Raw genomic sequence first — 15,613 nt, forward strand, 5'->3', positions numbered from 1 at the left:
AGTGGATGACTGCCCCCTTGAGGAAGAGGTTTTTCGGGAGCCGACCAACAGCCCCCGCAGAAGGTAATCAACAATGTCCCATCCCGGATTACTGCTACGTGTCAGTGGAAAAGTACAGGGCGTCGGCTTCCGACCTTTTGTTTGGCAGCTGGCCAAACAGCTCAACGTGTTCGGCGAGGTTTGGAACGACAGTGCAGGCGTTGAAATTCGTCTGCTCCACCCCGTTGATCTGGCGGTTTTCCTACACGTATTGCACCAACAGGCTCCGCCTTTAGCGCAGATCGAGCGCATCCAGCAATGGCCGTTTACCTGGTTACACGCGCCCAGCGACTTCAGTATCCGTTCCAGCGAATGCGGTTCTTTGGCAACGCATGTCGTTCCAGACGCGGCAACCTGCCCGCAATGCCTGCAGGAAATGAACGATCCTCAAGATCGGCGTTACCGTTATCCTTTTATCAACTGCACGCATTGCGGCCCACGTTTTACCATTATTCGCGCTATGCCTTATGATCGCCCGGCGACCAGCATGGCACCATTTGTTCTCTGCCCTAGCTGCAAGCGAGAGTATCACTCCCCGCAAAACCGTCGCTTTCATGCTCAGCCGGTGGCCTGCGGCGATTGCGGGCCGGCGTTGTTCTGCTCCGAGGCACAAGGGGCCCCTCAGCATCGGGGCGACGCGGCACTGCAACAGGCCGCCGTTGCCCTGGCTGCCGGGGACATTGTGGCCATCAAAGGCCTGGGCGGTTTTCATCTGGCCTGCGACGCCACCAACACCCAGGCCGTCGAACGTCTTCGCCTGCGTAAACGGCGACCGAGCAAACCGCTGGCAGTGATGTTACCGGATCCCCATTGGCTGGCGCGCTGTGCGACGGGGGTTGACCTGGCACAGCTACAGGCATTATTGACCTCGCCGGCAGCCCCTATCGTGCTGGTGAAGCAGCACGCCAACGCACCGCTGTCCAGCGCCATTGCCCCACAACTGGGTGAAGTGGGCTTAATGTTACCGTCCAATCCGATCCAGCATCTCTTGATGCAAGAAATACAAAGACCGCTGGTGATGACCTCTGGCAATAATGCAGGCCATGCGCCGGTATTAACCAATGAGCAGGCGTTGTCCGACCTGTCTGGAATAGCCGATTTGTGGCTCATGCACGATCGCGAAATCCTGCAACGGGCGGACGACTCTCTCGTCCGTTTGCTGCCGGATGGCCATGAAATGTTACGCCGGGCGCGCGGATTTGTTCCTGATGCCCTGCCGCTACCGCCCGGTTTTCCGTCTCAACCCCCCTTGCTGGCTGTAGGTGGCGACCGCAAAAATACTTTTTGCCTGGTAACCGGACATAACGCCATGCTCAGCGCCCATTTTGGCGAGTTGGAGCGGGAGGATATCCAGCAACAGTGGCAACATGCGATGCAACATTTCATCGGCCTATATCATTGCCAACCGCAGCGGCTGGCAAGTGACGCACACCCCAGTTATGTCAGCCATCAATGGGCCGCGCAGCAATCGCTGCCGGTAACCCCGGTGTTGCATCATCATGCACATTTGGCCGCTTGCCTGGCCGAACACCACTGGAAATTAGACGGCGATGCCGTGATCGGTCTGGCGCTAGACGGTCTCGGTTATGGGCAGGATGGTGCCTTATGGGGCGGAGAGTGCCTGTTAGTGGATTACCGTCGGTGCCGTCATCTGGGGGGGCTGCCAGCCGTCGCGTTACCGGGTGGCGATCTCGCCGCGCAACACCCCTGGCGTAATCAGCTCGCGCACTTTGCGCGTTTCGTGCCGGACTGGCAACGCTATCCTCAGGCTAAGCCGTTATTGGCAATCCCTTGGCAACCGCTGCTGCATGCGATTAACGCCAGCATTAATGCCCCTTTAGCCTCTTCCTGCGGCCGCTTGTTTGATGCCGCGGCAGCGGCGCTGGGCTATGCACCCGCACAGCAAAGTTGGGAGGGCGAAGCGGCCAGCATTTTTGAGGCAGTTGCCCACCAAAGCGAGCCTTGCGCCCACCCGGTTACGTTGCCGCTTCGTGGCCATCAGTTGGATTTGTCCGTGTTCTGGCAGCAATGGTTGAACTGGCATGCCCCCGCCCCGCAACAGGCTTGGGCGTTTCATGATGCGCTTGCGCAAGGATTTGCCCATATGGCGAAACATTTTGCTGCTCAACACGGCATTCGGCATGTCGCGGTAAGCGGCGGCGTGCTGCATAACCGTTTACTGCGCCAACGGCTGCAGTTTCATTTAGCACCGTTGCAGGTGTTACTGCCACAGAAACTGCCTGCCGGTGACGGCGGGCTGGCCTTTGGTCAGGCACTGGTTGCCTGTGCCCAGCGCTCCCCGGTTTCTTCTTCACATATTGACAGGATATAAAATGTTAAACTCTGCGTTTTTCCATACCCATACCCGCGCATTTTGGTTATTAGTGGCGTTAGTGATCCTGAACCTGATGGCCTGGGCCGCCGCTTTTTTTGCCTTCAGCCATCACCCTACGTTGATCGCCGCTGCAATACTGGCTTATGGGTATGGCCTGCGCCATGCCGTAGATGCCGATCATATTGCGGCCATAGATAACGTTACACGTAAACTGATGCAACAAGGCCAACGTCCGATTTCCATCGGGGCGTTTTTCTCCTTGGGGCACTCCAGCATCGTGATCCTGGCGTGTATTGCAATTGCCGCCACTTCATTGGCCTTTGGCGATCGCATAGGTTGGTTGCATCAATACGGCGCCACGTTGGGGACATTGATCTCCTCCTTGTTCCTGCTGGCGATGGCGTTGTTAAACTGGATGATTTTTCGTGATGTTTACCGCATATTCCGCCAGGTAAAGCGCGGTGAGACACTACGGGAAAAGGATGTTGATCTTCTGGTGAGCGGCACTGGCGGCATAATGACGCGTTTGTATCGCTTTGCCTTTAATCTGGTGAATAAAAGCTGGCATATGTATCTGGTCGGTTTTTTGTTTGGCCTAGGATTTGATACTGCCACCGAGGTCGGTTTACTGGGTATCTCCGCAGCCGGTGCAACCTCTGGGATGTCAGTCTGGTCAATCATGGTGTTCCCATTGCTGTTCGCCAGTGGCATGGCGCTGATTGACTCGTTGGATAATTTTGTGATGGTCGGCGCTTATGGTTGGGCATTCAACAAACCGATCCGCAAGCTGTATTACAACATGATCATCACGGCAACCAGCGTGGTCATCGCCCTGGTGATTGGTGGATTGGAAGGTTTGGGTTTATTGGCCGACAAGCTGGGATTACAAGGCGGCCTGTGGCACGGTATTGAGATCCTCAATGACAATATGGGGCGCGTCGGTTACGCCGCCATCGCACTGTTTGTGGTGCTGTGGGCATGGTCCGCGATTAATTACCGCCGCAAAAATTATGATTCGCTCGCCGTTTAGCACTCAATCGACAGCTTCGTCATCACCGACAGAAGCTGTCACTTCCCTACCTAATGACACAAAAACTCAGGGCTCCATTCTTTTTGGGCATTCTGATCGTTATGCTTGATCCCCATCACTCACGGATTGCATAGGTTCCTTTGCCCGCAGATTTCGCACGATACATAGCATCGTCTGCTCTCGTCAGCAGAGCCTCGGCCGTAATATTGCCCCCCGGGGATATGGCTGCGCCGATACTGGCTGAGAGACACACTTTTTGATTGCCGACCCGTTCTGTTGCCGCTAGCGCTGCCAATACACACTCGCAAAAGGCGCGTACCTGCTGATGAGGTTGCGTCAGCGGCCAGAGGATAACCGTAAACTCGTCGCCGGCAAGCCGCGAAACGCTGTGATGGGGACCTGCACAGGCACTGAGCAGATCAGCAAAGGTCTTAAGAATAAGATCGCCAAAATCATGACCAAAACTGTCATTCAGGTTTTTAAAACCATCAAGATCGATAAACAGCAACGCCATCTGTTGCTGTGGGCAGCACGCTTGTAAGGTTGCACCTAACCGAAGTAAAAAAGCGCGCCGATTGGTTAAGCCTGTCAGCATGTCATGAGAGACATCGTACTCCAACCGCCGTTGTAACCGCTTAAGCTCGGTAATATCCATTGATAGAATATAGAAGCCTCGGGTTTCACTGGGTACCAGCGTGGTGTGAATCATCAGCGAGCCCTGGCGTGTTTGCAGTTCATTCTCGAAGCTCACCGTTTGTCCCCGCAGCGCCAGCTCAATCATGGGTTTCGCCATTTCATATGCGCTCTCGCCCATAAAGGCTTGCACGGTCATGCCTTTAAGACGTTCTTCTTCCAGACCAAACCAGGTTTTGTAAGCGCTGTTAGCAAAAAGATAGCGTTCATCGGCATCAATCTGGCTGACCAACGCCGGCATATTGTCGGTAATCGCCCGCAGGCGCTCTTTTTCAGTACTGAGCTGCAGCTCGGTGAGCGCTCGATTTGCAATTTCCTGGTTGAGTTTAGTCACAACAACCTTAAGTTCCCGAGTACGGGCCTCTACCCGGTCTTCGAGTTCATGTTGCAGTGAATAAAGATCGGCTTCTGCCGCCTTGCGCTCGCTGATATCGACAATGACAGAAATAAAGTGATGCGGATTTCCGTTCGGTAAACGATTGAGCGCAACGGTCAGCTGAACCCAAATCGTTGAGCTGTCCGCGCGGATATAGCGCTTCTCCATCGAATACGTGTCGATTTCATTGGCTAACAGCTGTTTCAACAACCCAAGGTCGGTGTTTAGATCATCGCGATGCGTGATGTCCTGGAAGGTACGCTCCAACAGTTCCCGTTCCGAATACTGCAACATCTCACAAATCCGCGGATTGACGCGCAACCAGTATCCTTCCAGTGAGATAAGCGCCATCCCCACGGCTGCCTGAGAAAAGGTTTGTTCAAATAACGCTTCTGTACGCTGTAGGTTTGACCTCAGGCTTTCGGTATAGATGTCACGCTCAATACTGTGCAGATATTCTTCGATAACGGCGGCAAAATCGCGTAAGTCGCGCATCATCTCCGAAGAGAATGTCTGAGGGTGTCCGTCAATAATACAGAGTGTACCCAGCGGCAGACCGTCCAGTGAACGCAAGGGTTGCCCGGCATAGAAGCCTATCTTTGGCCCGCCGGTGACCAACGGGTTGTCAAAGAACCGGGGATCGGCTGCAGTATCGGGCACGACCAACATGTCTCGTTGCAAAATGGCGTGACCGCAAAATGAGATGTTGCGAGGGGTTTCGCGGGCATCCAAACCAAAGCGTGACAGGAACCATTGACGCTCACGATCGATCAACGAGATTAAGGCAATGCTGACGCCGAAGTACTTGGCGGCTAACCGCGTAACGCGGTCTAACTTTTCTACCGCATTCGTGTCCAGTACATTCAACGAGTTCAAAACCGACAAACGTTCGGCTTCATTCTCTGGAAAACATGGCTCGAACATGTGTTGTGCTCCGGATGACTGTTCCTGGGCGATGTTGGTTCAAGCCGCTGCCTTATTGCCTTAACACCGCACCCTAAATGACTTATTTGCATTGAGCTTAGACGTTTTTCGAGGTTTTTCCGGATTCTTGTTTGGAATCGGTCATCATGACGAAGGCATGCGCCGTTCTTCACGCAACAGTAACCCACTGGGAGTGTGCCTAAACGACACTAAAATTCGCTGTTCGCCACAGCGGGCCCCTGGAAATTGTCCGGTTATCATGGAAAAAAGCCCGGCCTGTTCGCTAAAGTGGGTTAATGTCTAAGCAACGGATTATTTATAATAAGTCGTTGCTTCAAAAATCCCTTCGTAAAATAGGGACCCGTCCCCGAAAATTACCTTCAAAATAAATGCATTGGACCTGTACCCCTACTTTTTCTGAGGGGGATTTTTGTGCCTTGTCAAGCATCATAGCGAACCCAAAATACGTCATTATTGGCCAATAAAGCAGCAATTTGTTGATTTTTATCGAAAAAACAATAAATTTTTACCGGCCAAATAACTATTGAGCCGGGGGGTAAAAAGCCATATATTGGGCGCGTTTTTCTCACGGTAGTTAATTGTTGCATTCAATAATTCAATTCGGGCGGTATCGCGATACCCCCAGTTGTAGGAGAGATATGATGACGGATAAAGTCCGTATTGATAATTTAGGTGTGAGTTCAAAAAATGTAAACAACGAAACATATTTGGCGAGGCAAGCTGAATTTGAATCGAATGTCAGGAGTTACCCCCGCAAATTGCCGTTAGCAATTGCGAAAGCCCAAGGCGTGTGGATCACGGATGTTGAGAATAATCAATATCTTGATTGCCTGGCTGGTGCGGGTACGCTGGCTCTGGGTCATAACCATCCTGACGTCCTCCAAAGCATCCAAAATGTCATTACCAGCGGCTTGCCGTTACATACACTCGATCTGACAACACCGTTGAAAGATGAGTTCTCAGCTTATTTACTCTCTTTATTGCCAGGACAGGGCCAGGAATATTGCCTGCAGTTCTGCGGCCCATCGGGCGCAGATGCGGTAGAAGCCGCGCTGAAACTCGCCAAAAAATACACCGGCCGTTCTGGTGTGATCAGCTTCTCCGGTGGCTATCACGGCATGACGCACGGTGCGCTGGCGGTAACGGGCAACCTGTCACCGAAAGAAGCGATCAACGGCATGATGCCGGAAGTCCAGTTTATGCCTTACCCGCATGAGTACCGTTGCCCATTGGGCATCGGCGGCGAAGCTGGCGTTAAAGCACTGACTTACTATTTCGAAAACCTGATTAACGACGTCGAAAGCGGCGTGCGCAAACCTGCGGCCGTTATTCTTGAAGCCGTTCAGGGTGAAGGCGGCGTTAACCCGGCCCCTGTCGAGTGGTTGCAGCGTATTCGCAAAGTCACTCAGGAACACGGTATTTTGCTGATCATCGACGAGGTTCAGGCTGGTTTTGCCCGCACAGGTAAATTCTTCGCCTTTGAACACGCCGGTATTGAGCCAGACATCATTGTGATGTCCAAAGCCGTTGGCGGCGGTTTGCCACTGGCAGTATTGGGCATCAAGAGAGAATTTGACGCCTGGGAGCCTGGCCACCATACCGGCACCTTCCGTGGTAACCAATTGGCGATGGCGACCGGCCTGACCACCCTGCAGCATCTCAAAGACAACCAGGTAGCGGATAAAGTTGCCGCTCAAGGTGAATGGCTGAAAGCCAAACTGACCGAGCTGCAAAAACGCTATCCGGTGATTGGTCATGTGCGTGGTCTGGGCTTAATGATTGGTATGGAAATCGTTAAACCAAACGAAGCGCAGGATCATATGGGCTGCTACCCGGCTGACGGCCAGCTGTCTGCTTTGCTGCAGAAGAAATGCTTCGATGCAGGCCTGATCCTCGAGCGTGGCGGTCGTAACGGCAACGTACTGCGCCTGTTACCTTCCCTGCTGATCACCAACGATGAACTGGGTATTTTCCTGGATAAATTTGAACAGGCCCTGTTAGCCGCCGGCATCAAGCCTGTGGATGTGGAGTGAAGTCGATGTCCCGGTTAAACCCGATTCTGGCCGCGTCAGCGCAAAGCACTGACGCGTACCAGCAAGCGATCGAACAGACAAGCCAAGCCGTAGTGCAGTGGCTGCAACAACCCGAAATGTACCAGGGGAAAACCGTTGCTGAACTGCGTGAACGCATTACGCTTGATTTTAATCCTCAGGGCCTGGGTAACCAGGCGGCAATCGAACGTGCGATCGAGTACTTTTTAAAAGACAGCCTGTCGGTGCATCACCCACAGTGCGTCGCACATTTGCATTGCCCAAGCCTGGTGATTAGCCAAGCTGCTGAGGTGTTGATTAACGCCACCAACCAAAGCATGGATTCCTGGGATCAAAGCCCGTCAGCCACCATCATCGAGATGAAACTGATTGAATGGCTACGCACCCAGGTCGGTTATCAGCCTGGCGATGCCGGCGTGTTTACCAGCGGCGGGACCCAGAGCAACCTGATGGGTCTGATGCTGGCACGCGATGCCTTCTTCGCCAAGCAAGGCCACTCTGTGCAACAGGATGGATTGGTCGGTAACCTGCGCAAGATCAAAGTATTATGTTCTGAAAATGCCCATTTCTCTGTGCAAAAGAACATGGCGCTGCTTGGCCTGGGTTACCAATCCGTCACGCTGGTGAAAACCGATCAATTCGCCCGAATGGATCTGAACGATCTGGCTGAGAAAGTGGCGCAAGCAAAAGCCAACGACGAGCAGATCCTGGCGATTGTCGCCACTGCGGGGACGACGGATGCCGGCGCGATCGACCCGCTGCGCGGTATTGCACAATTGGCTGCGGAGCACCAAATTTGGGTGCATGTGGATGCCGCCTGGGGCGGTGCGTTGCTGCTTTCCGAGAAGTACCGTGATTATCTGGATGGCATTGAATTGGTGGACTCCATTACTCTGGACTTCCATAAGCAATTCTTCCAAACCATCAGTTGCGGCGCTTTCTTGCTGAAAGAAGCTCGTCACTATGAATTGATGCGCTATCAGGCGGCTTACCTGAACTCCGAGTTTGACGAAGCTCAGGGCGTGCCTAACCTGGTCTCTAAATCCTTGCAGACCACCCGCCGTTTTGATGCATTAAAACTGTGGATGGGATTAGAGGCGTTGGGGCAACAGCAATACGCAGCGATCATCGATCATGGCGTTACGCTGGCGCAGCAAGTTGCACACTATATCGGCGACCAACCGTCGCTGGAATTGGTGATGCAGCCGCAGTTGGCCAGCGTACTGTTCCGCTACCGTCCAGACGCCTTGGCGGCACGCGGCGACGCGGCAGTCGCGTTGATGAACCAGCGGATTGGCGATGCGTTGCTGGAATCGGGCCGCGCCAACGTTGGTGTGACCGAATTTAATGGCGTTACCTGCCTGAAAATGACGTTGCTAAACCCAACGGTCAGCCTGGACGATATCAAAGTCCTGCTGGCGCTGGTGGATAAAACCGCGCAGCAGTTACCTGCCGCCTAATCTGCCGGCATTGCCTTAACACGCAGTGAAAAGCCGATCGCCGTTGAGGCGATCGGCTTTTTTGTCAATGAGCCGCACGCGCCGAGATGGCAGACTGACCAGCCCCCATCACCAGGGCACAATTTTGCCCAGATAGTCGAGATAATGCAGCCCTGAACGTCCGGCATAGGCTTCAATCGTATTGAGCAAATTCGGAATGCTTTCTTCGATGCTCAAACGCCCTTCTGCCCCCCCTAACTCGGTACGCACCCAGCCGGGGGCCATCAGCAGCAACGTCCGAGGATCGTCACTGTTTCGTGCCGCATAGCTACGCATCAGCATATTTAGCGCGGATTTACTCGCCCGATAGACTTCAAACTTGCCGTTGGTGTTATTGGTGAGGCTCCCTTGACCTGAAGACATCACGCCGATCGTGCCGGTGGGCGCAACCAGGTCCTTAAAGGTTTCAATGACGCGCATCGGGCTTAGCGCATTGGTCACCATTACCCGAGTGAACTCTTCGGTCGAGACGTCCGCGATTGTTTCACGATCGTCATTTTTAACGCCTGCGTTAACAAACAACAAATCAACGTGCCGATCGCGGAGCCGTTCATGTAAGGCACTGACCTGCTCAGGCACCGTGATATCGGCAGTCTCTACCTCAAGGGTGTCAGGGTGCTTTTCAGCCAAACGGTCAAGCGCATCTTTAGACGATGCGCGCCCAGTGGCAATCACGTTGTGACCCCGTTTTAGACACTCTTCCACCATTGCAAACCCCAGACCGCGGGAAGCACCAATAATCAGGACAGTGTTTTGTTGTGAAGATACTGTTGGCATTGTTCACTTCCTCTGCATTTCAGTTGTTTTGTCGTGTAGAAAATATAACTATGCGGAGTAGATAGCGGAAGACGCAGCATTTGCACTTATAACATGCGCCAAACGCCTACCTTCATTGACCGCTCAGGATGACAGACATGACAGAACCCGACCTCAACTTACTGATTGCTCTTGATGCGTTGCTTACCTTGGGCAGCGTGGCGGGTGCGGCTCGCCGCCTTAAACTCAGCGCGTCAGCGATGAGCCGCACACTGAGTCGCCTGCGGGCGGTGACTGGCGATCCTTTACTGGTCCGGGCGGGTCGCCATATGGTGTTAACCCCCTATGCTGAGGAAATACGCGAACGCACGCAAAACGCGGTATTCGAGGCACGCGCAGTCCTTCGCCCTGCGACAACGGAACTGAGTTTAGCCGCGCTTGAACGGACCTTCACCCTGCGCGCCAACGACGGATTTGTCGAAGCCTTTGGTGCAGCGCTGATCGCTGCGGCGGCACAGGTCGCTCCTTTGGTTCGCCTGTGTTTTGCCCCCAAGCCAGAAAAGAGCTCACGGCATTTGCGGGAAGGCTTGGTCGATCTTGAGATTGGCGTATTGGGAGACATGGGGCCAGAGATTCGGTTACAGACGTTATTTCGTGACCGCTTTGTGGCCGTCGTCAGAAAGGGGCATCCATTTGAGTCGCTATCCGAGATTACCGCCCAGCAATATGCCTCCTGCGGTCATGTCGTTGCCTCGCGACGTGGTTTATTAACCGGACCCGTAGATGACGCGCTGACTGCATTGGGTCTGGAACGGAAGATCGCCGCCGTGGTTCCTGGCTTTCCCGCCGCGCTGGCCGTGGCCGAGGCATCCGATCTGATAGCGCTGGTACCCGCCTCTTTTTTGATCAATCAACCGATAGGCACCGCACTTTACCCCTTCGACCTGCCGGTAAAAACCCAAGGTATTACCGTTTCTCAGATGTGGCACCCTCGTCTGGAGGCCGATCCGGCCCATCGCTGGTTGCGACAACTGGTGTTAAGTGTGGTTAAACAGCGTTTCGCGACAGTCAATGTCTGATGGGCACCGCAATGCCCTGAATCAATAAACGAATTCCCTTCAGGTATTGTGCGCGCTATTGATGAACAGATCGGAGGCGCTTTTGTATCCCTTGAAAACTACCATCGGGATGTACTAATCAAGGGGGAGCAGGTCACAGGAATGTAGTGATCTGATCCTGATTGCAGTCAGAAGTTCGATTTATTCAACAAAGCCACAACATAGCTGAAACCAATGTCATCACAGCATATAAATATATTACTAACATCAAGGGTATTAGCCTTAATGCGATAGATCCCTCTTCCTGATACTGCTTGTGCTAGGGTGTTAGATTTTCTTAAGTCTAATAAAACTTTTACTTGCTTGTAAAATGAGGTTAGAGCAGTGATTATGTCATAACTAAATGGACGGGATCACCGTTACAGAAACAAAACCGGAAGTAATCGGTAATAACTCCAATTAGTAGCTTGCAAAAAAATCCATCATGTTTTGCACTTGACAATTAATAAATATAATTCCGAAGGGGATTTCATGAGAGTATTTCTTCAATCCGTTGCTAGTGTGGTTGTTTTTTCTTCATTTATACCTTTATCGTTCTCTGCGACGCTTGATGATGAGGTAAATAAACTTAGCAAAGAAGGTTGGAGTATTGGATTATCAATACTCAATATGGATGGCAAGATGGTCTCGATAAATGGGGATGAACGTTTTCCTTTAGACAGTACCGTCAAAGCCTTAGCTTGCGCAAATATTCTTGCTAAAGTAGATGAAAATAAAATTAATTTAGATGATTCGATATTAGTTAAACCGGAAAATATCGTAGAATACTCTCCAATTGTCAAAAATTATATTAATAAAAAAATAACTTTGCAGCAATCCTGTGAAGCCACAACATCTTATAGTGATAATACAGCAGCAAATATAGTTATTTCCGCCGGTGGCGGACCTGAAGGACTCACATCATTCATGCGCTCTATCGGTGATGATATAACACGCTCTGATAGGTATGAACCTGAATTGACGGTAAATCCTGATCATGATTTAAGAGACACTACGACACCTAACGCTATTAATTCCAGTCTAAAAAGGCTACTTACTGGCAAGGTTTTATCGGATAGTTCTAAAGTTCAATTGAAAAATTGGATGATGGGCAATAAGGTTGCTGATGATATGTTACGAGCGACATTACCTCAAGGATGGGAAATTGCCGATCGTTCTGGAGCGAGTGATTATGGTGTCCGTGGTTTGATTTCAATGGTATGGTCAGAAAAATCCTCACCCATATTCATAAGTATTTATGTTAAAAAAAATGGCACTTCACTTGAAGAACGTTCAAGTGTAATAAATTCTTTAAGCAAGTATGTCGTAATGGAATATCTACCAAAGTAATATAAATCACAAAGAACTCCCCTCCTTCGCCTGCAGACAAATACCGTTTATATTTTTAGTATGTTATTTGTCTGTGGGAACAACGCAACTTACTGATAAAATTAAATAGTAATCTGTCCGACACCTCTGTCAGTGTTGTCGTTTACTGAGATTGAATCTCATCACCAACTGCGTGCCGCAGTGGCAAAAGTCGGCGGAAAGAAGGAGTTAACCGGGAAAAATGACATTGAAACAGAGGTCAGTAACCCGTGTGGGCGGCTGATTTCCAACGCGATCGTTTATTACAACTCGGCGATCCTGTCGCGATTGCTGGAACGACTGGAAGCGGAAGGCATTGAGGCTCTCAAGGGGAGGATTGTTGATTTAGGGCTTTAGGATATTTATAGAATATAGAGTGACCACTATGCAGTACAGTATAACGATGACGCCCAATCAATCGAAGCACTGCATAGTGGAATAGTAATGTTAACGTATCTTATTAAGATTTCTAACCTTATGTAACTAAAGAAACCAAAAAGCTATCCAATGGTATTACAAAGGTTCAATAATAGAAAAATATAATTACGAGCCTGTTAAATACCCACAATTTCCATTATCCATTTTATTTACATGGTTTATTATTATATTTCCCGTCTAGAACACCCCCATTGACAGTGAGTCGATCACTGGAGCCCGGTCGCGCTCAGCCGCATCAATTGTTGCAATTCGGGCTAAGGTCTGAGTTATCGGGCAACATATTCTTAACCTCATAATGAATCAAATGGTACAATATGGACATTCCATCGTTTGATTTACACTCTGCTCTCATTCCACCAGGGAACAGCAAGGTCGGGATCACTCGGGGTAAACATGAAAAAAACATTATCTTGGAGTTTGCTCGCTATGCCTGAATCAAATACCCGGCCGGGTATAAAACTTAAACTATCATGCTGTTTATTAGGGATAATTCTTACTGTCGTCGGTCTGTTCTTTGCCATTGCCGGTGGCAAGCTAGTCTCACTGGGCGGCAGTAGCTACTTCCTGATCGCTGGCATTGTCACCCTGCTTTCGGCCGTGCAATTCTTCCGTCGCAAATCTTCGGCGGTGATGCTGTTCTTGCTGGTTTTCATTGGCACGCTGATTTGGTCAGTGGTCGATGCCGGTTTTGATTTCTGGCCGTTGGTATCACGGCTTATGGTGCCTACCGGTTTAATGCTTCTGGCCTTCTTGAGCTGGCCTACGCTGCGTAAATCGGAAGGTAAAGCCCCGCTGGCCACACCGTCCTACCTGTTCAGTGCCGTACTGGCGGTTGGCATGGTTGGCACCTTCGTACAGATGTTCCAGCCACACCCTACCGTCGCTTTCAGCAGTAAACAGCTGCCGTTAATCCCCGTGGATAAAGCCAAACAGCAGAAAGACTGGGACAACTACGGCAACACGCCGGGCGGTAGCCGTTTCGTGGCGCTGGACCAAATCACCCGCGACAACGTAAAAGCATTACACGTTGCCTGGACCTTCCATACGGGTGACATTCCGTTAAGCCCGGACGGCAATGGCGCAGAAGATCAGCAAACCCCGCTGCAAATCGGCAACCGCATTTTCCTGTGTACGCCGCATAACAACGTGATTGCCGTCGATGCTGACAGCGGTAAAGCGATCTGGACGCGCGAAGTCAATGCAAAATCCCAGGTCTGGAACCGTTGCCGCGGACTGGCGTATTTTGATGTTACAAAACCGCTGCCACAGCCAACCGTTCCAGGTTCAACGCCTGCGATCCCGGCCATCCAGGCAGCCGGTGATAGCTGTCAGCGTCGTATTCTGATGAACACCATCGATGCTCGTTTAGTGGCAATCAATGCTGATAACGGCGAATACTGCCAACATTTCGGCAACCAAGGCGTGGTCGACCTGAAAGCGGGCCTGGGCGATGCCGCTGATCCAAAATACCAGCTCACCTCTGCGCCAACGTTGGCAGGCACGACCATTGTGGTCGGTGGTCGCGTGGCCGATAACGTGCAAACTGATATGCCTGGCGGCGTGTTGCGCGGTTTCGACGTGATCACGGGTGAAATGCGCTGGGCGTTCGACCCAGGCAACAAAGATCCAAATTCGGTATTGAAACCGGGCCAGACCTTTGTGCGCAGTACGCCGAACTCTTGGGCACCGATGTCCTATGATCCTGCGATGAACACCGTGTTCCTGCCAATGGGGAGCTCTTCCGTTGACCTGTGGGGTGCGAACCGTAACGCATTGGATCACAAATACGGTGCCTCTATCCTGGCGCTTGATGCCACTACCGGCAAAGAGAAATGGGTTTATCAGACCGTCCATAATGACCTGTGGGATTTCGACCTGCCGATGCAGCCAAGCCTGATCGACTTCCCAATGAAGGATGGCACCACCAAACCTGCCGTCGTGATTGGCGCGAAAACCGGCCAAATTTTCGTTCTGGATCGCCTTACCGGCAAACCCCTGACAGAAGTCAAAGAGCTGCCAGTAAAAACGCGCACCATTCCCGGTGAACAATACTCAGCCACCCAACCCTTCTCAGTCGGCATGCCGCAGATTGGCAATGAAAAGTTAACCGAGTCGGATATGTGGGGCGCAACGCCGTTCGATCAACTGATGTGCCGCATCAGTTTCAAATCCATGCGCTATGACGGTCTCTTCACTGCACCGGATACCGATATCTCACTCAGCTTCCCTGGCTCGTTGGGTGGCATGAACTGGGGAGGGTTGTCGACTGATCCTAACAACCATTATATCTTCGCCAACGACATGCGATTGGGCCTGTGGGTGCAGATGATCCCGCAGAAAACCGATGCCAATACGCCGGCCAGTAATGGCGGTGAATCAGTCAACACAGGAATGGGGGCTGTTCCGCTGAAAGGCACGCCGTACGGCGTAAACAAAAACCGCTTTATGTCCCCACTGGGCATCCCGTGCCAAAAACCGCCATTCGGTACCCTGTCTGCGATCGATCTGAAAACGCAAAAAGTGGTTTGGCAAGTTCCCGCCGGGACCGTTCAGGACACGGGGCCGTTCGGTATCAAGATGCGGGCGCAAATGCCGGTGGGTATGCCAACGCTGGGGGGCACCCTGGCGACCCAAGGCGGCCTGGTCTTCATTGCCGGCACTCAGGATTACTACCTGCGGGCGTTTGACTCTTCGACAGGTGAAGAAGTATGGAAAGCGCGCCTGCCCGTTGGCAGCGGCGGTACACCAATGAGCTATATTTCACCGACCACTGGCAAGCAGTACATTGTGATTTCCGCCGGTGGCGCACGTCAGTCACCCGATCGTGGCGACTACGTCATTGCCTATGCGTTAGATAAATAAATTTCAGCGCGCAGGATAATGTCCAGCCCCCGCCTGACCGCGGGGGCTTTTTTATATCCAGTCCCTGCCGATTCGCGATATTTAATGACGAATGAGACTCAATAAGCGGACGTCATTTAACGCG

Annotated in this window: 9 protein-coding genes and 1 pseudogene; 8 read left to right on the forward strand and 2 right to left on the reverse strand. The window is 51.8% G+C overall.

Annotation, left to right across the window (positions count from 1 at the left end; translation table 11 throughout):
- Positions 1–73 precede the first annotated feature (73 nt).
- Together hypF and AC2FCQ_RS02845 are read left to right on the forward strand one after the other, a co-directional pair.
- Positions 74–2,371, forward strand: a complete 2,298-nt coding sequence (gene hypF / locus AC2FCQ_RS02840) for a carbamoyltransferase HypF (protein WP_490307524.1) — start codon at positions 74–76, stop codon at positions 2,369–2,371.
- 1 nt (position 2,372) lies between these two features.
- Positions 2,373–3,404 (forward strand): HoxN/HupN/NixA family nickel/cobalt transporter, encoded by a 1,032-nt coding sequence (locus AC2FCQ_RS02845; protein WP_490307525.1) that lies wholly within the window; start codon positions 2,373–2,375, stop codon positions 3,402–3,404.
- A 115-nt stretch (positions 3,405–3,519) separates the two neighbouring features.
- Here AC2FCQ_RS02845 and AC2FCQ_RS02850 read toward each other — a convergent pair whose 3' ends face one another.
- Positions 3,520–5,397 carry a diguanylate cyclase domain-containing protein gene (locus AC2FCQ_RS02850; protein WP_490307526.1) on the reverse strand — a complete coding sequence of 626 codons (1,878 nt, stop codon included), beginning with the start codon at positions 5,395–5,397 and terminating at the stop codon, positions 3,520–3,522.
- Positions 5,398–6,059: 662 nt separating this feature from the next.
- On the opposite strand from AC2FCQ_RS02850, the gene AC2FCQ_RS02855 reads away from it, so the two are divergent.
- Positions 6,060–7,451 carry a diaminobutyrate--2-oxoglutarate transaminase gene (locus tag AC2FCQ_RS02855; RefSeq protein WP_404760275.1) on the forward strand — a complete coding sequence of 464 codons (1,392 nt, stop codon included), beginning with the start codon at positions 6,060–6,062 and terminating at the stop codon, positions 7,449–7,451.
- Positions 7,452–7,456: 5 nt separating this feature from the next.
- Positions 7,457–8,929 (forward strand): pyridoxal phosphate-dependent decarboxylase family protein, encoded by a 1,473-nt coding sequence (locus tag AC2FCQ_RS02860; protein WP_265557103.1) that lies wholly within the window; start codon positions 7,457–7,459, stop codon positions 8,927–8,929.
- Between the two features lie 108 nt (positions 8,930–9,037).
- Here the strand turns inward: AC2FCQ_RS02860 and AC2FCQ_RS02865 are convergent, their stop codons facing one another.
- Positions 9,038–9,745, reverse strand: coding sequence for an SDR family NAD(P)-dependent oxidoreductase (locus tag AC2FCQ_RS02865; RefSeq protein ID WP_490307527.1), 708 nt, complete (start codon positions 9,743–9,745; stop codon positions 9,038–9,040).
- Between the two features lie 137 nt (positions 9,746–9,882).
- Here AC2FCQ_RS02865 and AC2FCQ_RS02870 point away from each other — a divergent pair, with 137 nt between their 5' ends.
- The 4 genes and pseudogenes from AC2FCQ_RS02870 to AC2FCQ_RS02885 all read left to right on the forward strand — a co-directional run bounded on the left by AC2FCQ_RS02870 (position 9,883) and on the right by AC2FCQ_RS02885 (position 15,489).
- Positions 9,883–10,803 (forward strand): LysR family transcriptional regulator, encoded by a 921-nt coding sequence (locus AC2FCQ_RS02870; protein WP_404759621.1) that lies wholly within the window; start codon positions 9,883–9,885, stop codon positions 10,801–10,803.
- Positions 10,804–11,313: 510 nt separating this feature from the next.
- Positions 11,314–12,171 carry a class A beta-lactamase gene (gene bla / locus AC2FCQ_RS02875; RefSeq protein WP_404759622.1) on the forward strand — a complete coding sequence of 286 codons (858 nt, stop codon included), beginning with the start codon at positions 11,314–11,316 and terminating at the stop codon, positions 12,169–12,171.
- A gap of 138 nt (positions 12,172–12,309) precedes the next feature.
- Positions 12,310–12,504 (forward strand): annotated as a pseudogene (locus AC2FCQ_RS02880) (Tn3 family transposase); the annotation flags it as partial.
- Between the two features lie 549 nt (positions 12,505–13,053).
- Positions 13,054–15,489, forward strand: a complete 2,436-nt coding sequence (locus AC2FCQ_RS02885; protein ID WP_490307528.1) for a glucose/quinate/shikimate family membrane-bound PQQ-dependent dehydrogenase — start codon at positions 13,054–13,056, stop codon at positions 15,487–15,489.
- Positions 15,490–15,613: the final 124 nt, after the last annotated feature.

This window comes from Serratia sp. CoH_134_PS_4, assembly GCF_058190535.1.